We start from the raw sequence: 25,908 nt of genomic DNA, 5'->3' as shown, positions 1-25,908 counted from the left end.
TATCTAAGATTATAGCACAAAAGGCTTATAAGCGCTTTTGGATAGGTTTCCTGAACCGTTTACAGTAGGGTTTGACTATCACTTTAACCGCCTTCCAATATTCAACCTTCGTTTTCATGGAAAATCTGACGGAAAATAATACTTTAGTACCAATTTTGATTGTGATTTGTGGGGCGACGGCAACGGGAAAATCGGGTTTAGCGATCGCGCTGGCAAACCGGATGAATGGTGTCGTTCTTAGTGCTGACTCCCGCCAAGTATATCGAGAATTTAACATTGGCACGGCAAAACCCGCGATCGCCGTGCAGCAAACGGTGCCGCACTATTTAATTGACATCTGCGAACCGACGGAAACGCTAACGTTGGCAGAGTATCAAATGCAGGCACAGCAGGTCATTGAAACTATTCATCGGGGGAAAGGGAACAGAGAACAGGGAACAGGGAACAGGGAACAGGTTCAGATCCCGATTGTGCCGCTGTTAGTAGGTGGAACAGGACTTTATATTCGCTCTATTACGAGAGGACTCAAAATTCCCAAGGTTTCGCCTCAGCCGGAACTGCGATCGCAGCTTCAAACTCTAGGACAACACCAGTGTTACGCCATGCTGCAACGGGTTGATCCGGCGGCGGCTGCCAAAATTCATGCTCATGATCAAGTGCGAACGCTGCGATCGCTGGAAGTGTTTTATGTGACTGGACAACCCATGTCAGCGCAGCAGGGAGAGCAGCCGCCTACTTACCCGATCTTGCAGATTGGGCTAGAGTGCGGCGATCGACCTCAACTAGACAATCGGATTACTCAGCGCACAAACCAGATGATTGCTCAGGGTTTTGTGGCAGAGGTAGAGTCCTTGTGTGAAAAGTATGGGGCTGATCTGCCGTTGCTGAATACATTGGGTTATGCCGAGTTTAAGCAATTCCTCGCGGGTAAGATGTCGCAAAAGGACGCGATCGCCGCTACTATTCTCCACACACGCCAATTTGCCAAACGCCAGCGTACCTGGTTTCGCGCTTATCCAGAAATTGAATGGTTCGATGCCGATGCCTTTGATCTAGAAGCGCAGGTCTGGCAACGAATTCAAGAATTTTTGCAGCAGAACACCCAGAATCTTTATAAAGCTTAAGGGCGAGGTTTGGCTCAGAGAAAAGTTTGAGGACGACCGAGGGTGGTGATGTACAAAACGGCTTCATCGATCGGAATTCCCAGTACTTCATTAACTTGATCGTCAAAAAAGCCAGCAATACCGCTTACTCCCAAACCGAGATGAATCGCTGCCAAGTTGAGGCGTTGCCCTAGCCGTCCGGCATCTAGATGCAAATAGCGATAGACGCGATCGCCGTAGGTAGCAACAGCGGCTTTCAGGTCGGCGGTGTGAAACAGAACAACCGCCGCATCTCGCCCTAAGTCTTGTCCTAAACAAAGAAAATGTAGCTCTTGGCGAAAATTTTTGAAGCGAATTTGGCGAAGTTCTTGGGAGTTCGGCGCGTAGTAATAGCAACCTTCTTCTAAGCCATCCACCGAAGAAACCACCATGAAGGTTTCGACCAAGCTGAGATCAAAACAGTCGGGCGTTCCATCTAACCCTTGCTCACTGTAGTGTTGAGGTTGGTAGGTGAAGTCTAGTAGGTGTTTCAGTTCATCAAAAGTAAGCGGCTCTCCCGTATAGGATCGAGTGGAACGGCGTTTGAGTAGAGTGTTTTCTAGACCTTCTAGGTTGTCTCCCCAGGCGATCTCATCGGTTGCCGTTGGCACTTTCGTACAAAACGGAAAATTGTATTTATCTGTGCGTTGCTTCTCAGTAGGCGACAGTTTCCAGTTGACCTTCATGGTTTCATTCAGGTCAATTTGGGTTGCCTGATGAAAGTAGAACAGGAGTTCACCATCAGCAAGGTTGGGATACTCAGTTTGGGTGCGAGTGGCAGTAATGGTTTTGGCAAGGGGGAGATTTTGGCGAACTTCTAGCAAATCAGCCAAGGGCAGCACGGCGATCGCGCCTTCTTGAGCAGAATCCAAATACAACACCTGATTTACGCCTTCATCCATAAAGCTACCAATCAAATGAGGGCGATAATCATTCATGGCACAGGTTAGATCCAGATTGCCTAACAAATGTCCACTATCGAGACACACACGGCGATAGGCACGATCTTGATACCGCCATTGCGATCGCCCAAAAACCGCCGTGATAATTAACGCTAGCTGAGTGTTTTCTAAAACAGGATGCCAAAAACAAGCGGCTTGGAGCTTCGTCCACAGGTCGTTTTCCCAAAAATGCATGAGGGAATGGGTACGCGCTTGATAGTTGAACAACCCGGCGGGGATTAAAGGAGTCCCCCGCGACACTAGATAGAGTTCCGCCGGGTAAAGCCCACCCGCTGAGGGAGCCGCCCTCAAATAATGAGGTTCGCCAACCGTAGGAACCATACCTGTTAAGCCATAGCTGCAAAACAAAAGCTGAGAAATCCGCTGCCACCACTTGCCTATAGGATCATCGGCAAACTTTTCAGGATTCTCCGTGAGGAATGGCTTGAGATCAAACGAACTGCCAATTTTGTATTCTTTGAACGGAATGGGTTGCTGATTCCAATCCGGTGGTTTACTTTTAGCGTTGATCGTTCTGGGATCGTATTTGGTTCTCTCGTGATAGTGCTGGGCGATCGAGACAGTCGGTTCGGGCATATAGGAATTCGGCATTTGCTCATCTCCTACCCCAATCTTGACACTCTCTTCTAAAAAAGTGCCACTTCCTTAAGGAGAAGTCCCCAAACGCGAAATGGGAGGTTTGGCAACAACTTCGCCCGCTTGCTCTAGCTTCGATCGCCAAAGGGCATATCCAGCAACGCTCAAATGTAAACCATCGGTGGTTAGTTCATCTTTAAGGTAACCCTGGGCATCTGCAAAATCGCTGTGCAAATCTAAATACTCTACGCCTTCATCTTGGGCGACCCGCGCTAGTTTTTCATTAATTGTGCGAATCCAGCGGCTTGAAATCGTGGGCAATCGCTCCACCCACAGGGGATGCTCTTTGGCAGCCGGATCACCTTTGACAGAGGCAAGATACCGCCGACTCGCGCGATCGCCGCCGTGGGGCAAAATCGATTGAATCACAATTCTCGCTTGGGGATGGGCGGCTTTAAGATGGCGCACAATCTCTCGCTGATTGGCAACCAACGTTTCACCCCTCACCCCTCTAATTAAGTCATTAATTCCAATCATGACAAAAATAGTTTGGGGCTTGGTTTGATCCAAAAACTTAACTCGTTTCAGCAGCCCATAGGACGTTTCACCCGAAATGCCTTGATTGAGCCAAGTAGCTCCTGCGGGCAGCAGATTGCTCGGAAACCATAAACTTAAGGAATCCCCCGCTAAAACTTTTAAGTGGGTCGGTGTTTGATCCGCGATCGCGATCGCCTCCCGTTTTAGCAGTTCCACCCATTCGGCATAATTCAACTGCCGTCGCACTCCAAAATCACCATTGGCAGCAGTAGAACTGGCTGATGATACATGGGGCGTTGAGTATGGCGTTGGTTCCTCAACCGTAGAGGCGCGAACTTGAGAAGAACTCCGCACACTATCTCGATGAACACTCAGCAGCACAATTGGGAGTAGCAGCCCACTCACTAAACTTAAGGGAATAGCCCAGGTTGGCACGCTAAAACGTCTAAACACTTACTTCCATCAAACACATTCGATCAGATTGTAAAGGCTATCTTAGCAACGGTTACAAATCAGTTCAAAAACTGTTTGCAGCCACTAAGATAGCCTTTATTTGTGACTAGATTTCAGTGCAAAGAAATTAGTTGAGCAAAAGTTAAAATTTAGAAATCTTAGTGGCAAAGTCCATTTCAGTTATAGTGCCTTCGCCTTCAGCTTCTTCATACTCATGCATCCCTAAGCCTTCGTCTTCCACCTCATCTTTAAAAAGCCTCTATTAAGTCAATCTAATTTTCCAAGCAATAGCTACTCAGTTTTGTCGTTTGGCTTAATAATTTCGGCTGGCAACTCCAGGGCTACCCACACCACCGGATAGGTCAGAGGTAGAACCCGTGCTGTCTTTCACGAACCCTGCATACGCTTCCATACCATGTTCGCTAATGTCTAGACCGATTAGCTCTTCCTCTTCAGTCACTCGGATACCTAAGGTTGACTTCAATACTACCCAGAAGATAGTAGAAACCAGAACCGTAAAGCCGCCAACTGTCATAACACCTACAAATTGATACCAAAGCTGTTCAATTCCACCACCCAAGAGTAGCCCTGCCTTTGGACCTGCTGAATACAATGCACCTGCTACGTCGCTGGGTCCCACTGCAAATAGACCTATCGCTAAAGTTCCCCAGACTCCACACACTAGGTGAACCGAAGTTGCCCCAACCGGGTCATCAATCTTAAGCTTGTCAAAGAACCCTACTGCAAACACGACTAAAATCCCACCAACCGTACCAATTACAGCGGCGGCTGGAATCGTAATAAAGGCGCACCCTGCTGTGACTGCTACTAAACCTGCCAAAACGCCGTTGATGATCATGGACAGATCCGGCTTGCCTAGATAAAGCCATGCCGTGATAGTTGCAGCAATACCACCAAATGCACCCCCTGTGTTGGTCGTAATGGCAATGTGAGAAATTAGCGAACCATCACCCACTGCCATCGTCGAACCAGGGTTAAAGCCAAACCAGCCCAACCACAAAATTAGAGCGCCTAATGTGGCAATGCTCATGTTGTGTGCAGGCAGTGCGTTTGAGTGACCGTCTGTTCCATATTTGCCCAAACGAGGACCAAGGATCGCGGCACCCATTAGGGCAGCCCATCCGCCCATTGAGTGAACCACGGTTGAACCGGCAAAATCCCAGAAGCCCAACGTTGCTAGCCAGCCGCCGCCCCAAATCCAATGACCTGTTATGGGATAAGCAATGCCAACTAATAACACGCTAAAAATTAAAAAGCTCACAAACTTGATGCGTTCTGCTACGGCTCCAGATACGATCGTGGCGGCAGTTCCGGCAAAGACAAGCTGAAAGAAAAATTTTGCCAGCAGGGGCACCCCTGTCCAACTGATCGCACTAAAGATTCCTTGATAAGCGTCTCCTGTGGCTGGGCTATTGTCCGCACCTGTTAAGAACAAGCCGCCACTACCGATGAAACCACCGCTAGTAGTGCTGAACATTAACCCAAATCCGATCGCCCAGAATGCGATCGTGGCAAGGGAGAACACAATCAGGTTTTTAGCGAGAACATTCACAGCATTCTTCTGACGACAGAAGCCAGTTTCTAACATGCAAAAACCAGCGTTCATGAAGAAGACCAACATGCCAGCCACCAGCACCCACATGGTGTCGAGACCCACTTTTAGGGTTTCAGTGGTTCTTGCGACATCTGCCAACGTAGGCGCACCTTGGGCAAACGCTTCATATCCCCAAATCAATACAATGATCAGAGCCAGCGGAATACAGGCTTGAGCGCTGGGGGATAGCTTTCTAGAGTACCAATCGAGCGATCGCCATTGGTTCGTTTGGATTGGTGCTAAACGCTGCTTCCTCCGGGCTGAAGGCTTAAACGGAATTTTCATGGTCATTAGTAGGAATTCCTCACTGGATTAATGAGCGACACTTTGATGAACGGCATCCTAGTTACAAGCCTAATTACTTAGGAAGGTGAGCAAACTGAGCAATCAGCGGAACCCTGAGCGATCGCAAGACTTCAAAAAGTTTGAAGCGAACATTCAGATGCTTAACGCATAGATTGATAGATGTCATCACACCTTTTAAGGATGTCTAAAGAAAAAAACAAAATAACCCTTAATGAATTCCATCTTTTCCGACCTGGTTATTCTGTAATCTTTTATACAAAACTCATTCTCTTTCTTGAACGCTAAAAAAATGACACCCTTATAAACTACATAACTGCTAGGCATTGGGCGACCTGTTATTTTCTCTTGCTAAGTATTTATACATAATTGAATACACTCCCTGTAGTCTCTCTTACTAAGGGGGACAGTGATAGCCGGGGGTTGTACGGAGCAATTTTTATGCCCAAGTACCTAGTCGATGATAACCTTGCCGATGTATGAAAAAGCTTCAAATAACACTCTGTAAAATCCGTTCCAGTGATTTTCTAGGCTAGTAAGATTTCAAGACAATCACCGCTGATAAGGACTTAGACCAAAAAAGACGTAATCTATTCGCGAAAAAACGTCAAAAAAACTGACAAAGCTATCGTTATAGAGTAGATATGTCTAGGGAACTTATGAAGCTTGGTGAACTATGGGCAGCGTGGATAAGTTTTTTATCAAATTCAATCGAATGAGTCCTTTGATTTCTTTTAAACAAAGATCGCGACTGGCGATCGCTGTGATTACGCCGCTCCTATTTTGTGCAATTGAGCGATCGCACCCTGCCTCAGCAGCCCTAACTATTGCTCAATCCTTGGATGCCAATGGCACCCCTGAACAATCTGCCGTTGGAGAACCGCTGGCACCTGTCAAAAATCCCGACTGCCCACCAACCCAAGTGACTCAAACCACCAATGGGTTGATTCAACTCATTAGCAACATTTCTCAAACCGCCAATTGGGTTGAACAGCCAGCTTTTGGGATGGGCGCGATCGTCGGTCAGATTGCCCCTCAAGTTATGGCATATCTCAGTCCTAGCCCTTTTCCCGAAATCAATTCTTTGGCACGGGAAGCCAAAGTCCCCGTCATGATGTATCACGACATCCTGCCGGAAAAACTGGTGTTTTTTGATGTCACACCCCAAGAGTTTGAGCAGCACCTACAGCTAATCAAACAAAAAGGGCTAACTCCCATCAGCATGGATCAGCTTGTGGTGCATCTCCGCACCGGCAGCCCATTACCAGCCAAACCGATTTTGCTCAGCTTCGATGATGGCTACAAAGGGCATTATGACTATGTATATCCCCTTTTAAAGAAATATAACTACCCCGCACTTTTTTCGATCTATACCGTTAAAGTTGGCAAACAAATGGGACGCTCTAGCCTTAACTGGGAGCAACTGCGGGAAATGGTGAAAGATCCCCTCATCACGATCGCCTCTCACAGCGTCAACCACACTGTGATGGAGGGGCTAACTCCGGCTCAACTGCTGCTCGAAACCCAGGAATCTAAACGCATTCTAGAAGCAGAGCTAGGCAGATCCATTCGCTACTTCACCTATCCAGAAGGCAAATTTGACAAAGCCGCCCTAGAGTCTGTGCAAGCAGCAGGATATACCGCAGCTCTAACAATGAACGATGCCGATGAGCAACTGGCAGGTCAATCACAAAGCCTATTGGCGATCGGGCGAATTGGGCAATCTCGTATTCAAGAAATGGTTGATATTGCATGGGGCGGCTCCCCCATGCCATCGATTAGCACAGGATTCAACTTCACCTCTCCCGTACAACGATTCGATCGAACCATTAATCAAACCCCATTTATTTTTATTGCAGGCGGCAAGCCAGTCACGATTCACTACAATACCCGTGGGCAAATCCCTCAAATCATCGCCAATACTCCTGTAATTGCCGCCGTGGATGGCACCTTCTTCTCATTAGAAATGCTTGAATCAAACGAGATGCTAGGTCCAATTTATAGCCAAAGCCATGGTCAATTTATTCCCGGCAAGCGTGGTGAAATTCCGTTTTTAGAAAATCGGCCCCTCGTTTTAATCGGCACAGAAGCAGTCCAATTTATTCCTTTTAACTTCAAAAAGCACAATACATTAGCAGCTATCCAAGCCGAGATGCCCACCGTAACTGACGCATTTGTTGCCGCTGGCTGGCTAGTTGAAAATGGGAAACCTCAGCCGATAGAACGGTTTGGTCGGCTATATAGCGTCAATGAATTGAGGCATCGTGCGTTTTGGGGCATCAACCAACAAGGACAACCTCAAATTGGCGTTTCTACCGAACCCATCGGCTCTGTAGATTTGGGCATAGCGCTTGTTAAAGTAGGATTTCGAGATGCCGTCATGCTAGATTCAGGTGCCAGCACCTCTTTAGCATTTAAAGGCGAGTCCCTCGTAGCCTATGAACCCCGTGCCGTACCTCACGTCGTCGGTTTAATTCCGCCCCCAGGCGACTTAGGCACCTGCCCCGTCGTAACATCCTCCATCTCCCCCTAAAAATTTCTTATAACTTTATAAAGTTATAAAATTAGCAGTTTTGTTAGTGTTGCTTTTTGACTCTTCAGCGATCCTTAACCCCCATGCTATTATTAAAGACTGCTGACTTTGTGTAAACTCAAAACTCGGACGACCCATGGCTCTGCTGCAACAGCAAAAACAAGAAATTATTTCCTCCTATCAAGTTCACGAAACTGACACAGGTTCTGCTGATGTACAGGTAGCAATGCTAACTGAACGAATTAACCGCCTCAGTGGACATCTGAAAACCAACAAAAAAGACCACTCTTCTCGTAGGGGTCTATTAAAGATGATTGGTCAAAGAAAGAGCTTGCTTGCCTACATTCAAGCTGGCGATAATGCCCGCTACCGTGCATTGATCACTAAACTGGGCATTCGCGGCTAATTCAGGAAAAGCGAGTATGTCATCAAAATCTTGGAAGACATCGAACAATAAAAATAAACCTGAAGAACTTGCGGGGCTGCATCAGGAAACCAATCTTGCAAGTTCTCCGCGTTTACCATTTGAGCCACTACAAAACCGTAGAAAGGCTCGTCAAAGTGGTTCGCAAGATCCAAAATCTGAATCTACCGCGAATTCTAATAAAAAAACTTCTTTAGAGAAAGCAAAAGTGAAAAAACAGGGTGGACAAACTACAGTGTCTTCCCCTGCCAATCCGTCCTCTATTCCTGAAGTCGTTAGTAGACGGATGGTTAGGCGAATTGCGCTTTTTTCTGGTATTCCATCTAGTCTTGGAATGTTGACATTTGTGATTAGTTACGTTGTTGTGAGCCAGCACTACTTTAAACTTCCCTCTGTGGTGGTTTTGCTAGTAAGTCTAGGCTTCTTTGGATTGGGCGTTTTAGGTCTTAGCTATGGTGCCCTTTCTGCTTCTTGGGATGAAGATCGGGTCGGAAATTGGTTTGGCTGGGGCGAATTTAGAACCAATTTTGGACGGACGATCGCATCTTGGCGGGAAGCGCGGCAGAAAGCATCATAACTCCTCTCATCAAAGATTGTGCTTTGCACATCATTCACACCGTACCTAAGGATAAAAACCCATGATTGTGGTCATGAAAACTGGTTCTCCAGAAGTCGAAGTTAACCGCTTGACTGAAGAATTCTCAAGTTGGGGACTTAGCCCAGAAAAAATTGTTGGCAGTCACAAGGTTGTCATTGGGCTAGTGGGTGAAACAGTCGATTTGGACCCCCGACAAATTCAGGAGGCAAGCCCTTGGATTGAGGAAGTCTTGCGAGTCGAGAAGCCCTATAAACGTGCTAGCCGGGAGTATCGGCAAGGTGATCCGAGTGAAGTCACTGTTTCTACGCCGAATGGAGCCATTACGTTTGGGGAACAGCATCCTCTTGTCGTGGTGGCGGGTCCTTGTTCGGTTGAGAATGAAGAAATGATTGTGGAAACGGCACGGCGCGTAAAAGCAGCAGGCGCCCAGTTTCTTCGAGGTGGAGCTTACAAGCCAAGAACGTCTCCTTATGCGTTTCAAGGACATGGAGAAAGCGCTTTAGGGCTGCTGGCGAAGGCGCGAGAAGTGACTGGATTAGGTATTATTACTGAATTGATGGATGCAGCAGACCTAGAGCCTTTGGCAGAGATCGCTGATATCATCCAAATTGGTGCCCGTAACATGCAAAACTTTTCTTTGTTAAAAAAGGTGGGCGCGCAAGGAAAACCCATTTTGCTAAAGCGTGGCATGGCGGCAACGATTGAAGATTGGTTGATGGCGGCAGAATATATTCTGGCAGCAGGCAATTCTAATGTGATTCTCTGTGAGCGCGGGATTCGCACTTTCGATAGCAAGTACACTCGTAATACCTTGGATTTATCTTGTATTCCGGTATTGCGATCGCTCACCCATTTGCCCATCATGATTGATCCTAGCCATGGCACCGGGAAGTGGGAATATGTGCCTTCTATGGCAGCCGCTTCTATTGCTGCTGGAACGGACTCCTTAATGATTGAAGTTCACCCCGATCCTAAGAAAGCGATGTCGGATGGTCCGCAATCTTTGACTCCAGAGCGGTTTGACCAATTGATGCGAGAACTTTCAGTGGTCGGTAAGGCGATGGGTCGCTGGATTGAGCAGCCTGCATTAGCGGCAGTCTAGGCAGCAAGCTAAAATTTGATACCATTTTGAGTAGGGGTATTCGCAAAATGCCCCTATTTTTGTGGCTAATAATTCATGGCATAAAATTTCTAACTGAAATTTATACGAGTAGAGATTGAGCATGATTGATCTGCCTGGATTTACAATTCGTCGTGCAGAAGAGCGCGATCGCGCCCAATTTATCAACTTGGCGCGGTTAGCGTTTGTGCCAACGAGATCGCAAGCTGATGTGGAAAAAGAGATGGAGGACGAGCTACTCAATCCACCGGGCGGACAGGGTTGGGTATTAGCAGATCAGGCTGGTCATTTAGCAGGACGCTATCGCCATCTAGAGCTAGCCTTGTTCTTTCAAGGAGTAGAATTCCCGATGGCGGGAGTTGCAGGCGTTGCCGTTGCCCCAGAGCGACGAGGGCAAAAAATTGCTCAGGGCATGATTGAACACGCCCTGAAACTATTTCACGAGCAGCAGATTCCCTTATCGATGCTGTATCCATTTCAGCACGGCTTTTATCGCAAGTTGGGTTGGGCGTGGGTGGGAGAAACGCGCCAGTATCAAGTTTCTGTTCGTCACCTGCCGCTCTATCCTGAACGGGTGCAGGTCGTTCCCTATCAAGATGACCTGGAAACTGCTATCAAAACCGTTTACCTTAAAGCTGCACAGCAACACAATGGCTGGTTACAACGAGAACCCAATCGCTGGAAAGGTTTCTTTAAACCGGAGGGCGGACGAGAAATCTATGGTTACGCTGAAACGGGACCGCTGCTGGGCTATATAGTAATCGAGTTTACCCATTTAGAACCCACCAAAACTCAATGGGCGATCGCGGTGCAAGAGTGGGTGGCGCTGACTCCTGCCGCCTATCGCGGACTAATTGGTTTTTTGGCATCCTTACGAGATCAAGTTACTACAATTGTTTGGAACACCGACCCACAAGACCCTTTTCCCCATTTGCTGAGCGAACAACGGTGCGATCCAGCATTACCTCCACAACCCTTTGAATTTGGTTTCACCCGTCGATTTGGAGTAACCGGCGGGGGATTTATGTGGCGGTTGGTGGATGTAGGAAAAGCCTTAGAACTGCGCCCAATCAATCCTGGAGAGCCGTTTGCGATCGCTTTTCATATTATCGATCCAATACTGGGCAATCAGCAGTTTTCTGTAGAATTTGCCGATCAGAAAATGTACTGTACTCAAAAATCCGCTCCTGCCAGTATTATGGTGTCTATTGAACACTTAACTCAGCTATTTTGTGGAATGCGATCTGCTGTAGAACTGCACTGGTTAGGGGCAATAGACATTGAGGGCGACTCTACTTTGCTATCAAAACTGGATGCCGCTTGGCAGGCAAAATCACCCTTCTGCTGGGACTTTTTCTAACGTTTAAGCTTCTTCTGATACTTCATCGAACTTGAGAGATTGCAACTCGTGCAGTTGATGTTCCATACTCTTGAGCGATCGCATCAAATCCGGTAGCGTGTTTAAGTTTTCAGGTAATAAGATTGCCTGCCTATGGCTATGCACATATAGCTCATTAATCTTGCCCTGCAATTGATGAGACAGACTCATAGCTTCCTGCCCCATGCTGACCAACTGTTGCTGTTTATAGAACTTGAGTGCTGCTCCTCGTAATACTTGCAGCGTTGCCTCTTCACCATGTTTGCCCGGAATCAATCGTAAGCGCAATAACAGCCGCTGGTTTTGATAAAGTCGTTCAACTTCTACCTGTCTAGTTTTTTGAACCACATCCATCGAGGACTCAGTTAACACTTTTAGCTCATGAATGACACCCTCAAATTTACTCACCTCTAAACCGTTCAAGATTGCCTGCACTGCCCCATTTTGGCTCCACAAAATTCTTCCCTGCTGAGATTGCCGCTCTAAATAAAGTCGCCCAATTCCCCAATCCAAGATTCGAGCAAGCAATTCTTGAAGCAATTCTTTTGGAGCAAGTGCTGCTAATACTTCCGGGGGGGCAGATAAATGAGCCGGATAGATCTCCAATCGAGGTAAGGTTTGGGTCGATAGGGGCGTAAAGTTCTTTTGAACCGATGTTTCAGTCACTTCAACCCCGACTTGCGTAGTATCGACAGTTGTTTGAGTTGCCAAATTAGTTGCGATCGCCAAGGGCGGTAAGGTCGTCGGGCTATCTACCACCAACGTTGGATATTCATAAGCTGCTTTAGCAGAGGCTTCCTGAGAGACAGAAGGCTCTTCGCTCTCCAAGGTCCTCTCTTCTGTAAACCGCTTGACCGATTGCTCAGCTAGTTTTTTGGCGATGCGTCTAGCCACGGGCTGAGGAGCAACATTGACCGCCTTTTTTTGAGTGTCTGCATAGTTGAGATAGGCGGATAGTGCTGCATAATGAACGTCGGAAGCGATCAGTTGAGGCACTAAAGAGCAATTCATATACGCTAGAATCCGACGCACGTAGTCGAGCGCAGTCGTATCGTCAGTATCGACCATACCTAGGGTTAACCGACTTCCTTCGAGAGCAAGCGGCAAAATTTGATGATATAAGCAGGCTTCAAAGGGCAGAATGCTATCGATTAAGCGAAAGGCTTGCTCGGTATTGACTTGAGACATCCAATCTGTTTTGAGCCTAGCGGTATCGCTTTGCCTATCGTTTAAGGACTTTTGAGGGTCTAATGGATTGCCATTTGAAGACACCATAGGAAATCAATACAGCGGGTGAATCTTAGTGACACTATGCTAATCTGTCGCTGAACTTTAGCAAATTATAAAGTCAAAAATCTGACCTGGTTTTTGATGTAAGCTTTTCATCAAAAATTATAAATTCATATCATACAGGTTTGCGAAGTGGATCAGTAGGGAGATGCTGGCAAGTCAAACATTCCTGATTTAATTTAAGATGCACTCTTATCTAAGATTAACCCGCGTTGCTGAATCGAAACATGAAATTCGTAGGGGCAATCCCTTGGGATTGCCCTTCATCTAGTGAGGGTAGGCACAAGGCGCTACCCCTATAGCGGAAATCATGTTTGCATTCAGCAATGCCAAGATTAACCTGCTACTACTGATGTTTTATCTATCTTTGACTAAATTTTAGCGATCGCACTCTAAACGTCAACGCCTAACCTTTTTAAGCAGCCAGCTCTTTTGCGATCGCATCCATCAGTTCTGCTGAACCGGGAGCCACAGCGCTTTTATAGCGACCTACTACTTCACCCTTTTTATTCACCAAAAACTTTTCAAAGTTCCACGCCACATCGCCAGCCGGGGCGGTTTGGGTCAACCGGGCATAAAGCGGATGCTGGTCAGCACCTTTAGCATGAACCTTATCAAACAGCGGAAAAGTTACGCCATAACGGGTTTCGCAGAATTGGGCAATTTTATCGGTGCTGTCTGGTTCTTGCGCGCCGTAGTCATTGCAAGGAAACCCCAAAACCTCAAAGCCTTGAGCGTGATACTTTTGATAGAGCGCTTCCAACCCTGTGTATTGAGGCGTGTAGCCGCAGTATGACGCTAAATTAACGATTAGCAGCACCTTACCTGCATAGTCTCCTAAAGATTGCTCGGTGCCTGTGATGGTCTTAACCGAAATATCTGCGATCGCGTTGCTCATGTTAATTCCTAAAAATGCGTTCCCATCAATATCCTAGCGGTTTTTAGGCAACTACTTGCCCTTAGGAAGCAGTTTCAGTAAGCCATTCCACAGCAGGCGAACCAATGTCTCAACCCATAAAAAACAGAAATCTAGTAGACGCATGATTCGTTCTAGCAAACTTAGCTCGTAGCCCATCAGCGTTGCTTCAGTATCAATGATTTCTGAAAGGGGGGTATCTAGATTAGCCGCTAGGTCTGGCGATCGCTCTCTTTTGAGGATTGACTGATCTGGTTTTTCAGACATCACCGGAGTCGTTTTAGGGGTCGCCTTAGTGGACGTTACGGGTAAAGTTTTGCGCTCAGAAATCGTCAGTTCAGTCTTCACCGATCGCTCAGGACGAGGGATGGTGGGAGCTAGGGCAGCCGTAACGCGATTGCGGATTTGAGTGAAATTAAGGTGGGTAAAATTAATTTTAGGGAGCAGTGGTGCTGTCAAGGCTGAACTATCTACCAAGTCAGCCTCCTTAAATAGATTGGTGGCGATCGCCACAGCCCCCTGCTGCATCCATGCCATTAACTGATAAAACGGGCGCACGCCGGGAAAAACTGGGCTGTTGGCAGAGGGCGATCGCACGAGATCACCCTGAGCTTCACTCTGGCGCAACCGCAAAAAGCGGCGATAGTGGGCAACTTCCCAGACAATCCGCTGCTGCAAAACCATTTGTTGGGCAGCATCTAAAATATCCAGAATTGTATTGCGATTGGTCACTAGCACCAGCGATCTCGTCTCTAACTGGGTTGCGACTCCCCGAATAAAAATAGAAGCTGGGGCAGATAGAGCCGTGGAGGCAACAGGCAATGGCGGCAAGCGGCTAAAATCAATCGCTGTCCCATAGTCGCGCACTGCCAACATTGACTGCTGTATCGGAGTATCCACAGACACGGTAGATGTAGCAGTCAAAGAACGAGTCGTTGTGGGGCGAAACCGAGCCAGTAATCGAGATCGCGCCCCTTGCATTGCTTCAATCACTTGTTTGGGCAAACTTTTAGGACGCTGGGATCGCGCATAGTCTGCTACTTCCCAACTAATCCGCTGCGCCAGTCCATACTGTTGATAGGGATTTAATACATCCAATATTTGATTGGATTGAGTGACTAATACTAAAGTTTGGGTTTCCACTAAGCAGGCGATCGCCCGTATCCGCATCTTTTGTGGCTCTAGCCCAATCGGTAACCGTTCTGATAAAGCAAAGCGATCGACCACTTGAAGCACATTGTGTAATACAGTTTCTGCGGTGAACAGCAATGGCTCTGATTGCAGCGGAATCTCAATTTCAACAAGATTTTCAGTAGCTAGTAGGCTTGATGAATCCTGCTGGAGCGGCTTTCCTAGGGTTTTGCCCAGCGATTCCTGTAGGGATTGTTTCACGAATCGCGCCGATTGAAACAGGGCATATGCCGGATAGATCAAAATTTGGGCGCTCCAACTGGCAGCGACTTGCACCTGACGCACGGTTTGCTGACGGCGATCGAGCCAATGGCGCGTTTGGCGCAACAACTTCCGAAAAACCTGACTTTGGTATGGATCAGATGGCATGACAGGTGTGGCGTTCGTGAAACATTAGCGACGCTTTCCACAGGACTCTCTACGGGAATCGTCCAATTCCCAACTGGTAGCGGTTTAGAGGGTTCGTGGAGATGAGGCAACCCAACCAACCTTCTTTCATAGTAAAACCTAACGCAATTTTTTGTGGCAAGCTTTCGTAGCGATCGCCAAACTCAACACCGTATACTAGATGAGTTTACCCGGACTAGATAAACTCTTGGGCGTTGACCTGCGTAGCTACGTTTATATTGATCGGCTGCAAGCACAGCACGCCGCTTACCTAGGAACCGTTTCGATTGGGTTTCTTCCCCTTCCGGGCGATGCTTCCCTTTGGATTGAAATTTCTCCTGGCATTGAAATCAACCGGATTACTGATGTGGCGCTGAAATCGGCGGTCGTGCGTCCCGGCGTACTCATGGTAGAACGTCTCTATGGTCTATTAGAGCTACATTCCACGAATCAAGGTGAACTTCAAGCCGCTGGCAAAGCCATTTTGGATACCTTGGAAGTGCGTCGCCAAGATTGCCTGAAACCCCGCGTTCTCTCTAGCCAAATCATTCGTAATATCGACCCGCACCACGCTCAACTGATCAACCGCACCCGCCGGGGACAAATGATTATGTCTGGGCAGACGCTCTATGTGTTTGAAGTGGAACCCGCAGCTTGGGCAGCATTGGCAGCCAACGAAGCCGAAAAAGCCGCGCTGATCAACATTTTGCAAGTGTCGGCGGTCGGTAGCTTTGGGCGTTTGTATTTAGGAGGTGAGGAACGCGATATTTTAGCGGCTTCTCATGCGGTGCTGTCGGCGATCGAAAGTGTGGCAGGGCGATCGCCCAACGCAGAACGATTGGAATAAACTGGCTCCATCCAGTGCGAAAATAAACGAAGAAGCAAGGGCGCTTTCCGATGGATAAAGGGCAAAAAGCGGATGGCGGACATTAGATATTTAACTCAGTTAAAGCAACAGTTAAGAAAATCCTTGCATCGCAATGGATCGCATCTTAGTGAGGATGCAGGAACCTATAGTGGCACCGAATGGGGGCGATCGCTTGATTTCCCCAGAGTTGATCTCAGCCATGCCGAATTGATAGATGCAAATTTGAGCCACGCTAATTTTAGCTATGCCAACCTCAGCCATGCCAACCTGATTGGAGCTAACTTGACCCAAGCAAACTTGCGCGGAGCCGATCTCAGCCACGCCAACCTAATTGGCACCGAACTACACCAAGCCGACCTGCGTGAAGCTGATTTAACCGGGGCGCATTTGCAACGCACCGATCTAAGCCATGCTTTGCTCTTAGGTGCTGAGTTAGGAAACGCCGACATGAGTAGTGCAAATTTGCATGAAGCAGAACTGAGCCAAATTCATTTTTACCAAGCTATTCTGCGGTGGGCTAATCTCACCCAAGCTCATTTGTGTGGCGCTTACTTATTTGGGGCAGATCTGAGCAGTGCAAATTTGGCAGGGGCAGATCTGCGATGGGCAAATCTGCGGAAGGTAAACTTAGCAGATGCAAACCTGAAAGGGGCAATTTTGCAGGGGGCAAATCTGAGTGGTGCCTGCTTACTTCGTGCCAACTTGGAAGGAGCCAACTTGCAGCAGGCAATTTTTACCCATGCCGTTCTTACCCATGCCAATTTGCATTGGGCAAATGTAGAAAATTGCTACTTTCATCCAGCGGCAGTGCAAGGAGTAATTTGGGGCGATCGCCCTCCTTTACACTAAGCACCATCTTTTGATTCATTTGCTATAAGGCAGTTACCACTCGAACCAGTTCACTCGATAAATCTATATCGGTTAAATCCCGCCTTCTAAACAGCACCCCTGCCAAAAAGTAAGTATTGCCAGAATAGAACGCTTGATGATTTTTGCGGAGCGCTGCAATGTGGTTTTTGACCTTCGGCTCAGAACTGTAGTAGCCAAATTGCAGTGGGGTCACCATAAAATCTTCAACACTATAACCATGCTTTAACCCCTGCTCGATCGTGCCCACTGGATTAGAATAGCCAGACACCAACACCATGACGTTGGGATAGTTGAGTGTGAGTAAAGAATTGGTAATGGTGGCACCATCGAAGCCCCCATACAGCAAGGGCATATAAATATCCTTGTCGGGTGCTGGTAAATAGGGAGGATTGGCAATTAAATATTGAGCCGTCGGTCTAGGAGTCTCAAAAAATGATCCGTTGTGAATGAAGTATTGATGATCGAGTTCATAGGCTTCAATTCTAGACTGAGCCACTTGGCAGGCTGAGGGATTCAGGTCATAGCCATGAACTTTACCCACAAAGCTCGTTCTGATTAACGAATTAATTACCGGGGTGCCGTCCCCACAGCCAAACTCAATAATTGTATCGGTATCATTGCAGTGATTAAAGACAAGTCGTTCTAAACAATGGGAATAAAAATGGGATTCTTCAGGACAGAAAAAGACTTCTTTTTCAGAAACCGATTTCTTTGTGGAGTGAGATCGCAGCAAAATTCCAGTCAAGGTGATACCCTCACTTTGCGTATAGTGTGTTGATAGAGAAATGAAGGGTGGACAGATTGCCCAACCCATTGATCAATTCGGCTATTCGATTGAAATTATGGGTAAGGGTTGAGTATATTCACCTTGGCGAATCACGCGCACAACCGCTTCACTGGCGCGATCGCCCATCATTTTTTCCTGGTCATACCCCAAAATCATTTGCCATGCTTCAGCCCTATACATTTCTGTGAGAGGTATCGTTACGTTCTGCACCATCCAGCGCCCGTGGCGCTCGTCTTCTTTCACATGCAAATCCCAATAGCCCATCGCCGCATCCGAAAGTTGGAGCCGTTGGGCTGCCGCGAGATAGGTGCGATAGGCAGCGGGTCCTGCCACTTCAAAATACGCTAATCCGCCGTTGTAGCGTAGAAAATAACGCTTACATTCCGTGAGTAAAAAGTTGTGGTTAATGCTTGCCAACACTTCCCAGGGCACCAAGTCGAAGTAGGCTTCTGGCTGAATGCTGAGTCCTAGTTCGGTCAGCATGTGAGCAAAAAAGGTGGAGTGCTTGCGAGAAAGGCGACCGTTGCCATACTCTTCCAGCAGTACTTTGGTTAGCGTTGCTTGCACTTCATTGGCGGCACCGCCCAAGATACGAGATAAACGGCTGGCTTCAATCAATCCATCGAAGGAAGCGATCGCAAGTAGATAGCGGTATCCCTCAAAAGCCATCTGCTCTCGCATATAGCGGGCATCGGTTGATAGCGGCGGTTCAAGATCAGTTGCAAAGCGATCCAAAAGTGCCTGTTTTACGTCCAGGGTCTTGTAGGCTTCAAGATCAAAATTTTCCAGTTCCCACTGTTGCCAAACCGTCTCGATTTGATCCCGTATTTTGTGCAAGTAGGGCGATCGCTCGTTCGCATAATTCCGCAAATCGTCATACCAAAAAAGATTGAGGCGATTAATGCGATACAAAACTCGCTGAATAAAACGATGGTCTATGTCCGACTGTTCACCAGAATTGTAGGCGGCTATCAATGCAGCAGACAGGGCAGTCTCAAAAGTATTCACGGCTGAGGAATAATTCTGTAGGTTTCTGTCTAAGTCTTCAGCTTCAAGCAGCGTACTAAAGGCTTGTTCTGCTTCATAGTAGGAATCGTTTTTTAGCTGAGTTTCCAAAGGCTGAGGAATCACTCGCGCTGTTTCCAAAAGTGTCACTAAGCTGCCCTGCATAGATTTCTTTTATTATTTGTATTTTCTTTTACATCTTCATTAATTCTCTTACCAAAATACATCTTCCCAGGAGGGAAATTGCTCAATCTAAAGGTATAAATGGGAGTTTAATATTTGGGTCTATAAAACTTCAGTGTGGGTGCCTGCTGCATGACTGCGTTTTCAGCGAAATTTCCAGATATTCAAACCCACTGGGCGCGATCGTTTATTGAAGCATTGGCGCAGCGGGGAATTGTGCGAGGCTTCCCAGATGGCAGTTTTCGACCAGAGCAAGCGGTGAGTCGGGCAGAGTTCGCGATCGTGTTGCAAGCTACTTTTCCGAGATCGCCGATTCGTCCCTACCAGCCCTTTTTAGATGTGCCAGCAAGTTATTGGGCGGCGGGTGCCATTCGCTGGGCATATGAAACCGGGTTTATGAGTGGCTATCCCGGACGTTTGTTTCGCCCAACTGAATCGATCGCAAGATCGCAGACTTTGGCAGCGTTGATTAGTGGCTTAAAGCTATCGACGACTATTTCCGTGCCACTCGCGGAATTATACGAAGATGCTGCCCAAATTCCAGGCTATGCCACAACCGCGATCGCCACGGCAACAGTGAATAGCATTGTGGTCAACTATCCGTCTCTGCGGCGGTTGCGCCCGACTCAGCCCACGACTCGCGCTGAAATGGCAGCCTTTGTCTATCAATGTTTGGTGGCATTGCAACAGGCTCCCGCGATCGCCTCTAGCGCGATCGTCCGCTGGCAGCCAAGTCAAACGGTGAAAGTCAGCCATACTCGTGAGTTTCGGGCGGTTTGGGTGACTTCTGTCTGGAACAAAGATTTTCCATCGCAGGCAGGGTTAACCCCTCAGCAGCAGCAAGCCGAATTTATTGCCTTGGTCGATCGCCTCCAGGCAATGAACTTTAACGCGATCGTGCTTCAGATTCGCCCCGAAGGAGATGCGCTTTACCGATCGTCCTTGGAACCTTGGAGCCATTGGTTAACCGGAACCCAAGGCAAAGCGCCCAATCCGATGTATGACCCATTGGAATTTGCGATCGCCCAGTGCCACCAGCGCAACATCGAACTTCACGCTTGGTTTAATCCCTATCGTGCCCGCACCTCACGGCAAACTGTGAATGCGGCTCCCCATCTGGCGGTTACTAACCCGGATGTCGTCTATGTTTGGGGCAACCAACTTTGGATGGATCCAGGCGCGAAAGTGGTGCAAGACCGCACTTACAACGTGATTTTGGATGTGGTCAAGCGCTACGACGTAGATGGCATTCACCTGGATGATTATTTTTATCCCTACCCGATCGCGGGGCAAACCTTTCCCGATGACAAAACCTATCAAGCCTATCGTCGCGCAGGTGGCACGTTAACTTTAGCCGATTGGCGCAGAGACAATGTGAATCGACTGGTGCAGCGATTGGCGACTGGCATTCGGGCTGCCAAACCGAGCGTCAAATTTGGCATTAGTCCCTTTGGCATCTACCGCCCCGGTCAGCCGCCCTCTGTTCAAGGATTGGATGCCTACGAACAGTTGTACGCTGATTCGCTCAAATGGTTGCAGCAGGGCTGGATTGATTATTTGTCGCCTCAGCTTTATTGGCGAATTGATGCACCCAATCAAAGCTATCCCGTGCTGTTGAACTGGTGGGCAGCCAATAACCCCAAGCAGCGGCACCTCTACCCCGGCAATAATTTGGCACAACTGGATGGCAAAGCTTGGGAACTGGCAGAAATCGATCGCCAAATCGACATCACTCGGCAACTCACGCCAAAGCTCGTACTCGGCAATGTCTTCTTCAGCATGGATGCCATCACCCAAAATCGCCAAGGCGTAGGCGATCGCTTCCGCACCGTCACCTATCGCACTCCCGCTCTTGCCCCCACCATCCCCTGGCTGACCTCATCAACGCCCGCCCTACCCAGCGGACTCAAAGCCACCGCTGGCAAACTCACCTGGAACCCAGCCCCCCCAGACGTGCGATCGTGGACGCTCTATCAGAAAACGGGTGATCAGTGGATACTTAAACAGATTTTGCCAGCCAGTGTCAGAGAGACGATCGCTTCCCCCGGAACCTACGCCCTTAGCGCGGTTAATCGGCTTGCCGGGGAGAGTGCTGCTGTTGTGGTTACAGTGTCGTAGGGTGGAGGAGTGGATGGGTGAAGAAAGAACTCAAAACTCAAAACTTAGAACTCAAAACTCAAAACCCCCTGTTAAGGAATTGCTACCGAATTCAACAAGCGATCGACGATCGCTCTGGCTCTGCGTCCTCCGGCGGGAATCATCCGATGCGCCAGCACATGGGGCGCCAGATATTTCACATCATCGGGAATGGCATAGTCGCGATCGTCCAAAAAAGCCAATGCCTGAGCTGCTCGTTGGAGGGTAATGGTGCCTCTAGGACTCACTCCTAAAGTAATCTCCTCATCTTCACGAGTGGCTCGTACCAGGTTCAAAACATACTGCTGTAAAGACGCTTCTACCTTCACCTGGGCGCTCAATCGTTGCAGTTCCTTCACCTCATCCAGCGAAATGCAGGGCTGCAAATCTTTAGAAATAGTGCCTAGCTGAAGTCGTTCCAACATTTGCAATTCTTCGGTTTCGGAGGGATACCCCAAGGACAAAGACAGAGCAAACCGATCCATTTGCGCTTCGGGTAACGGAAAGGTGCCTTGGTATTCCACTGGGTTTTGGGTCGCAATTACAAAGAACGGCGTGGGCACCAACCGAGAATTACCGTCTACCGTCACCTGCTGCTCTTCCATCACTTCCAACAATGCCGACTGGGTGCGGGGAGTGGCTCGGTTGATTTCATCCGCAAGCACCACATTGGCAAATACGGGACCCGGCAAAAATTCAAACTCCCCCGTTCGAGGATTCCAAATGTTGGTTCCAGTGATGTCGGTGGGTAGCAAATCCGGCGTACATTGAATTCGTTGAAACTTGCCATCAATCGATCGCGCCAGAGATTTAGCTAATAGCGTCTTACCCACTCCAGGAACGTCTTCTAGCAGGGTGTGACCGCCAGAAAGCAGCGCCACTAGCACCAACCGAATTGCATCGGATTTGCCAACAATCACTTGACCCAGGTTTTCGGTTAATCGCTCAATCCGATCTCTCATGCCATCTCCGCTCATTACAGGACAGTAAATCTCTTTTCTAGTGTGCCCTTCGTTGTGGCGAAATGGCTGGATTTGTGAGAGTGAATGACTAGTGCAAAAAATTGAGGGACATGTACTGTGTGAACCGGGAGATAAATAGCGAGTTCTTAAAAAACCTGGGCACTCTTGACACAAGGATAAGAGGAAAACATATTTTATTCACTAGTCGGAACTTATAACATTAATCACGCTATAGGGGGCTTAAGCGCCTTGTTAAACCCAAGACTTTAAGTTATTCGTATTTGCATCCGTCTTACTTACTTTACTGAATGAAGCTAAACGATGAAATTTAGCGTAACCAGTATAGATGAATCGACTATGGATCGGAAAAGTTGAATAAGGGCAGTGTGATCAACCCGTTCAGTTATCAATCATAGGTGTCTTTAGGAATGTCCTCTTTTTCAATTGCCTACGTTAATACTGTCCGTACTCTTGCTTCCATCAGCCAGCAGCGTGCTACAGGAGAGTTGCAGATTGGGACTGATCATCAGTCGTGGAGGCTCTATTTTTTCCATGGTCGATTGGTTTATGCGACTGGCAATCTCCATCAAGTGCGGCGCTGGCGACGAGCCATGAAGCAGCAATGCCCCGACTATGTGCCAAGTGTGATGCCAATGGGGGAACCTTGGGAATATCAATTGTTGAGTCAAAGTGTTGCCCAAAATCAGTTGAGTATGCAGCAGGCGCAAGGGGTAATCAAGATTAGCTTAGAGGAGGTGCTGTTTGCTTGGGTGAGCAATCCGGCGTTGGCGACTGAGTGGTCAGCGGTGCAGCGATTTGCATTGAAGGATAATTCGGCGTTAGGGTTGCTGCTTTCTTCGACCGATGTAGAAGGGGTGCTTCAGCGATCGCGGCAGCTTTGGAAAAGTTGGAAATCGTTGGAGTTAGAGTCGCTCAATCCTTACCAATCGCCCGTATTAAGGAGAGTTTCCTCGGAGTTGGCAAATGCCGCGACATTGCCTGCTAACCTGCGCCCATTTTTAACCGGACGCTATACTCTGTGGGATATTGCCTGCTATGCTCGGCGACCCGTGACCACAATCACACGATTTTTGTTGCCGTGGGTTCAGCGAGGCGCGATCGCCCTAGAGGAAGTGGCGGACTTGCCCCATCCATTTACTGATCTGCGCGCAAATGGTGCCAAAAGTCAGGCTGCCCGTCCTCTAATTGCCTGCGTGGATGACAGCCCCACCGTGGGTCAATTTCTTGCCAATATTTTGGAACCTGCGGGCTATCGAGTGTTAAAAATCCAGGAGCCTTTATCCGGTATCGGCACTTTAAGCAAAACCAAACCTGATTTAATTTTTCTAGATTTGGTTATGCCCAATGCAAATGGCTATGACCTGTGTGCTTTTCTCCGCAAAACGCCGATTTTTCAAAACACTCCCATTATTGTATTAACGAGCCAAAGCAGTTTTATCGATCGCACCCGTGCCAAATTAGTCGGGGCATCAGATTTTTTGAGCAAGCCGCCTGAACCTCAAGCCTTGTTGAATCTTGTTCGGCAGCATTTGCAATCCGTGATGTCTAACCCTGAGATAGTCACCTGTCAATGTTGGGAAGAGCAGAAATAGGCATTCACTCGGGTGCATCCCACATTTGTAGCCCTCACCCTAAGTCCCTCTCCCAGAGCGGGAGAGGGACTTTGAATCTTGCTCCCCTTCTCCTATTTTGGGAGAAGGGGCTGGGGGATGAGGGTCAACTTGCTAAACTGAGATGCACTCGATTCACTCTTCCTAGCTTCCCAAAGGGTTACAGTGAGAAAGAAATTTCTCTATAGCATCCTGCTGATTTGCCCAATGACTGCTCCACTTCAACCGAGGAATTCTAGCTACCGCGCAAAACGAGAAACGGATTGGCGGCTCTTTAAAAGTCTGATTCCTTACGGTTTACAAAATAGCCGCACACTCCTATTTTCGCTGCTGCTGCTTGTGCCTGCCTCCCTTGCCGGAGCGATTCAGCCGATCCTAGTGGGAGATGCCATTTCGCTAGTTAAACAAGAGCCTACCTGGCTAAAGTTTTTGCAAACGGTGCCGCTAACGACGGGCATCAACATTTTGTCAGGGTTGCTATTAGCGACGTTGGTGGCGCGCGTCTTTTTGGATGCTTGGCAGGGCTTTTTGGTGCAGCAGGTTGGGCAAAGCATTACGGCAAATATTCGGACGGATTTATTTTTTCATGTGACATCGCTGGCAATGCGCTTTTTCGATCGGACTCCGGTTGGGCGGCTGATTACCCGCTTAACGAGTGATGTGGAGTCGTTGGGGGATGTGTTTTCGACGGGGGCGATCGGGATTATTGGCGATCTATTCTCCATCCTGGTGATTGCCGTCTTGATGTTTTTGTTGCAGTGGCAACTCGCGTTGTTGTTAGTGGTGATGCTAATTCCGGTGACGGCACTGATTATCTATTTTCAGCAACAGTTTCGCAAAGCAAACTATCGCGCCCGCGAAGAAATTTCTGCGCTCAATTCCATGCTGCAAGAAAATATTGTGGGAATTGGAGTTGTGCAGCTATTTCGCCGCGAAGAGTTCAACTCCCAACTCTTTCGCCAAGTTAATCAGCGATATGTCAAAGAGGTGGATAAGACGATTTTTCATGATTCGGCAATTTCGGCAACGCTGGAGTGGATTTCACTGGTGGCGATCGCCGGAGTTCTGTGGGCTGGTAGTTTGCTGATTACGGGTAATCAATTGAGTTTGGGCGCTTTAACGGCATTTATTTTGTATGCCCAACGCTTATTTGATCCATTGCGTCAGTTTGCTGAAAAATTCACAGCGATTCAAGCAGGATTGACGGCGATCGAACGGGTCAACGACATTATGAGCGAACCGATCGAAATTCGGGATATTGCCAACCCCAAAACGTTATATGCCCATCCCGATACTGAAACCGGCAAGATTCAGTTTGATCAAGTCTGGTTTGGCTATAAGCCAGAAGATCCGGTTTTGAAAGATCTAAATTTCACAATTCATCCTGGTGAAAAAGTGGCATTAGTCGGTCCCACAGGTGCCGGAAAAAGCTCGATCATTCGCTTGCTGACTCGCCTTTATGAAGCAACCGAAGGCACGGTTTTGATCGATGGCATTGATGTGCGCGAGTTGCCCCAAACAGAGTTGCGCCGTCACATGGGCGTAATTTTGCAAGATGGGTTTATCTTTGCTGGCGATGTGAAAAGTAATATTACGCTGGGTGAAACCTATTCGTTTGAAGAGATTCAAGCAGCGGCGCAAAATACCAACGTAGATCGCCTGATCGAACAGTTGCCCCAAGGCTACGATACGCCGCTGCGAGAACGGGGCACCAACCTATCCGCTGGGCAAAAACAACTGCTAGCCTTTGCCCGTGCTGCCATCCGCGATCCCAAAATTTTGGTGCTAGACGAAGCCACCGCCAGTCTAGACGTAGGCACAGAAGCGTTGGTGCAAGATGCCTTAGACCGATTACTCAAAGGACGAACGGCAATTATCATCGCTCACCGCCTTAGTACCATTCGCCAGTGCGATCGCATTCTTGTTCTCAAACGAGGACAACTGGTTGAATCGGGGAGCCACGAAGAACTCCTCGCCCAAAATGGACTCTACGCCAGCCTCTATCACCTGCAAATGTTGGAAACCTAAACTATGCTTAAGT

Annotated in this window: 20 protein-coding genes; 11 read left to right on the top strand and 9 right to left on the bottom strand. The window is 48.1% G+C overall.

All coding sequences use genetic code 11. The features are described from left to right. The first annotated feature begins 116 nt into the window (after window positions 1-116). A complete protein-coding gene (gene miaA / locus AB3R30_RS18190; protein WP_458650627.1) occupies window positions 117-1,124 on the top strand; it encodes a tRNA (adenosine(37)-N6)-dimethylallyltransferase MiaA in 1,008 nt (335 codons plus the stop codon). Between the two features lie 14 nt (window positions 1,125-1,138). On the opposite strand, the gene AB3R30_RS18185 is transcribed toward miaA, so the two are convergent. From AB3R30_RS18185 to AB3R30_RS18175, 3 genes are all read right to left on the bottom strand, one after another. Next, window positions 1,139-2,695 (bottom strand): SagB/ThcOx family dehydrogenase, encoded by a 1,557-nt coding sequence (locus AB3R30_RS18185; protein ID WP_458650626.1) that lies wholly within the window; start codon window positions 2,693-2,695, stop codon window positions 1,139-1,141. A gap of 54 nt (window positions 2,696-2,749) precedes the next feature. Further along, a complete protein-coding gene (locus AB3R30_RS18180) occupies window positions 2,750-3,652 on the bottom strand; it encodes a GDSL-type esterase/lipase family protein (RefSeq protein WP_458650625.1) in 903 nt (300 codons plus the stop codon). A gap of 331 nt (window positions 3,653-3,983) precedes the next feature. Continuing rightward, the gene (locus AB3R30_RS18175) at window positions 3,984-5,576 is read right to left on the bottom strand and encodes an ammonium transporter (RefSeq protein WP_458650624.1); all 1,593 of its coding nucleotides are present in this window, start codon (window positions 5,574-5,576) and stop codon (window positions 3,984-3,986) included. Window positions 5,577-6,312: 736 nt separating this feature from the next. Between AB3R30_RS18175 and AB3R30_RS18170 the strand changes: the two genes are divergently transcribed. The 5 genes from AB3R30_RS18170 (at window position 6,313) to AB3R30_RS18150 (ending at window position 11,623) form a co-directional block, all read left to right on the top strand. Beyond that, a complete protein-coding gene (locus AB3R30_RS18170; RefSeq protein WP_458650623.1) occupies window positions 6,313-8,121 on the top strand; it encodes a polysaccharide deacetylase family protein in 1,809 nt (602 codons plus the stop codon). A gap of 136 nt (window positions 8,122-8,257) precedes the next feature. Beyond that, window positions 8,258-8,527, top strand: a complete 270-nt coding sequence (rpsO, locus tag AB3R30_RS18165; protein ID WP_458650622.1) for a 30S ribosomal protein S15 — start codon at window positions 8,258-8,260, stop codon at window positions 8,525-8,527. Window positions 8,528-8,543: 16 nt separating this feature from the next. Continuing rightward, entirely contained in the window at window positions 8,544-9,122 is a 579-nt protein-coding gene (locus AB3R30_RS18160; RefSeq protein ID WP_458650621.1) for a photosystem II biosynthesis protein, read from the top strand. Between the two features lie 61 nt (window positions 9,123-9,183). Next, window positions 9,184-10,245, top strand: a complete 1,062-nt coding sequence (gene aroF, locus AB3R30_RS18155; protein ID WP_458650620.1) for a 3-deoxy-7-phosphoheptulonate synthase — start codon at window positions 9,184-9,186, stop codon at window positions 10,243-10,245. Between the two features lie 121 nt (window positions 10,246-10,366). Further along, complete coding sequence (locus AB3R30_RS18150; protein ID WP_458650619.1) at window positions 10,367-11,623, top strand: GNAT family N-acetyltransferase; 1,257 nt, start codon at window positions 10,367-10,369, stop codon at window positions 11,621-11,623. 3 nt (window positions 11,624-11,626) lie between these two features. Here AB3R30_RS18150 and AB3R30_RS18145 read toward each other — a convergent pair whose 3' ends face one another. From AB3R30_RS18145 to AB3R30_RS18135, 3 genes are all read right to left on the bottom strand, one after another. Then, on the bottom strand, window positions 11,627-12,916 hold the full coding sequence (locus tag AB3R30_RS18145) for a GspE/PulE/PilB domain-containing protein (RefSeq protein ID WP_458650618.1): 1,290 nt from the start codon (window positions 12,914-12,916) through the stop codon (window positions 11,627-11,629). 430 nt (window positions 12,917-13,346) lie between these two features. Continuing rightward, a complete protein-coding gene (locus AB3R30_RS18140; protein WP_458650617.1) occupies window positions 13,347-13,829 on the bottom strand; it encodes a glutathione peroxidase in 483 nt (160 codons plus the stop codon). Between the two features lie 51 nt (window positions 13,830-13,880). Next, on the bottom strand, window positions 13,881-15,407 hold the full coding sequence (locus AB3R30_RS18135; protein ID WP_458650616.1) for a hypothetical protein: 1,527 nt from the start codon (window positions 15,405-15,407) through the stop codon (window positions 13,881-13,883). A gap of 199 nt (window positions 15,408-15,606) precedes the next feature. Here AB3R30_RS18135 and AB3R30_RS18130 point away from each other — a divergent pair, with 199 nt between their 5' ends. Further along, window positions 15,607-16,272 (top strand): hypothetical protein, encoded by a 666-nt coding sequence (locus AB3R30_RS18130; protein ID WP_458650615.1) that lies wholly within the window; start codon window positions 15,607-15,609, stop codon window positions 16,270-16,272. Between the two features lie 72 nt (window positions 16,273-16,344). After that, on the top strand, window positions 16,345-17,142 hold the full coding sequence (locus AB3R30_RS18125; protein WP_458650614.1) for a pentapeptide repeat-containing protein: 798 nt from the start codon (window positions 16,345-16,347) through the stop codon (window positions 17,140-17,142). 22 nt (window positions 17,143-17,164) lie between these two features. On the opposite strand, the gene AB3R30_RS18120 is transcribed toward AB3R30_RS18125, so the two are convergent. Together AB3R30_RS18120 and AB3R30_RS18115 are read right to left on the bottom strand one after the other, a co-directional pair. After that, complete coding sequence (locus tag AB3R30_RS18120; RefSeq protein WP_458650613.1) at window positions 17,165-17,908, bottom strand: SAM-dependent methyltransferase; 744 nt, start codon at window positions 17,906-17,908, stop codon at window positions 17,165-17,167. An 81-nt stretch (window positions 17,909-17,989) separates the two neighbouring features. After that, window positions 17,990-19,120 carry an iron-containing redox enzyme family protein gene (locus AB3R30_RS18115; RefSeq protein ID WP_458650612.1) on the bottom strand — a complete coding sequence of 377 codons (1,131 nt, stop codon included), beginning with the start codon at window positions 19,118-19,120 and terminating at the stop codon, window positions 17,990-17,992. A 150-nt stretch (window positions 19,121-19,270) separates the two neighbouring features. On the opposite strand from AB3R30_RS18115, the gene AB3R30_RS18110 reads away from it, so the two are divergent. Beyond that, the gene (locus tag AB3R30_RS18110; RefSeq protein WP_458650611.1) at window positions 19,271-21,256 is read left to right on the top strand and encodes a glycoside hydrolase family 10 protein; all 1,986 of its coding nucleotides are present in this window, start codon (window positions 19,271-19,273) and stop codon (window positions 21,254-21,256) included. A 71-nt stretch (window positions 21,257-21,327) separates the two neighbouring features. Here the strand turns inward: AB3R30_RS18110 and AB3R30_RS18105 are convergent, their stop codons facing one another. Then, window positions 21,328-22,236 (bottom strand): AAA family ATPase, encoded by a 909-nt coding sequence (locus AB3R30_RS18105; RefSeq protein WP_458650610.1) that lies wholly within the window; start codon window positions 22,234-22,236, stop codon window positions 21,328-21,330. 428 nt (window positions 22,237-22,664) lie between these two features. Between AB3R30_RS18105 and AB3R30_RS18100 the strand changes: the two genes are divergently transcribed. Further along, on the top strand, window positions 22,665-23,849 hold the full coding sequence (locus tag AB3R30_RS18100; protein WP_458650609.1) for a response regulator: 1,185 nt from the start codon (window positions 22,665-22,667) through the stop codon (window positions 23,847-23,849). A gap of 225 nt (window positions 23,850-24,074) precedes the next feature. After that, window positions 24,075-25,895 (top strand): ABC transporter ATP-binding protein, encoded by a 1,821-nt coding sequence (locus tag AB3R30_RS18095; RefSeq protein WP_458650608.1) that lies wholly within the window; start codon window positions 24,075-24,077, stop codon window positions 25,893-25,895. Window positions 25,896-25,908 lie beyond the last annotated feature (13 nt).

The organism is Sivoneniella epilithica UHCC 1019, from assembly GCF_040830845.1.
In the GTDB taxonomy this organism is placed as follows: domain Bacteria; phylum Cyanobacteriota; class Cyanobacteriia; order Leptolyngbyales; family Leptolyngbyaceae; genus ULC077BIN1.
The sequence above is the reverse complement of the archived record's forward strand: the minus strand, read 5'-3'. Positions and strand labels throughout refer to the sequence as shown.

Bases quoted from the DNA above. Each gene is read 5' to 3' on its own strand.
- miaA (WP_458650627.1), top strand. From the start codon at position 117: ATGGAAAATCTGACGGAAAATAATACTTTAGTACCAATTTTGATTGTG.
- AB3R30_RS18185 (WP_458650626.1), bottom strand. From the start codon at position 2,695: ATGCCGAATTCCTATATGCCCGAACCGACTGTCTCGATCGCCCAGCAC.
- AB3R30_RS18175 (WP_458650624.1), bottom strand. From the start codon at position 5,576: ATGACCATGAAAATTCCGTTTAAGCCTTCAGCCCGGAGGAAGCAGCGT.
- rpsO (WP_458650622.1), top strand. From the start codon at position 8,258: ATGGCTCTGCTGCAACAGCAAAAACAAGAAATTATTTCCTCCTATCAA.
- AB3R30_RS18160 (WP_458650621.1), top strand. From the start codon at position 8,544: ATGTCATCAAAATCTTGGAAGACATCGAACAATAAAAATAAACCTGAA.
- aroF (WP_458650620.1), top strand. From the start codon at position 9,184: ATGATTGTGGTCATGAAAACTGGTTCTCCAGAAGTCGAAGTTAACCGC.
- AB3R30_RS18150 (WP_458650619.1), top strand. From the start codon at position 10,367: ATGATTGATCTGCCTGGATTTACAATTCGTCGTGCAGAAGAGCGCGAT.
- AB3R30_RS18145 (WP_458650618.1), bottom strand. From the start codon at position 12,916: ATGGTGTCTTCAAATGGCAATCCATTAGACCCTCAAAAGTCCTTAAAC.
- AB3R30_RS18140 (WP_458650617.1), bottom strand. From the start codon at position 13,829: ATGAGCAACGCGATCGCAGATATTTCGGTTAAGACCATCACAGGCACC.
- AB3R30_RS18135 (WP_458650616.1), bottom strand. From the start codon at position 15,407: ATGCCATCTGATCCATACCAAAGTCAGGTTTTTCGGAAGTTGTTGCGC.
- AB3R30_RS18130 (WP_458650615.1), top strand. From the start codon at position 15,607: ATGAGTTTACCCGGACTAGATAAACTCTTGGGCGTTGACCTGCGTAGC.
- AB3R30_RS18125 (WP_458650614.1), top strand. From the start codon at position 16,345: ATGGCGGACATTAGATATTTAACTCAGTTAAAGCAACAGTTAAGAAAA.
- AB3R30_RS18115 (WP_458650612.1), bottom strand. From the start codon at position 19,120: ATGCAGGGCAGCTTAGTGACACTTTTGGAAACAGCGCGAGTGATTCCT.
- AB3R30_RS18110 (WP_458650611.1), top strand. From the start codon at position 19,271: ATGACTGCGTTTTCAGCGAAATTTCCAGATATTCAAACCCACTGGGCG.
- AB3R30_RS18105 (WP_458650610.1), bottom strand. From the start codon at position 22,236: ATGAGAGATCGGATTGAGCGATTAACCGAAAACCTGGGTCAAGTGATT.
- AB3R30_RS18100 (WP_458650609.1), top strand. From the start codon at position 22,665: ATGTCCTCTTTTTCAATTGCCTACGTTAATACTGTCCGTACTCTTGCT.
- AB3R30_RS18095 (WP_458650608.1), top strand. From the start codon at position 24,075: ATGACTGCTCCACTTCAACCGAGGAATTCTAGCTACCGCGCAAAACGA.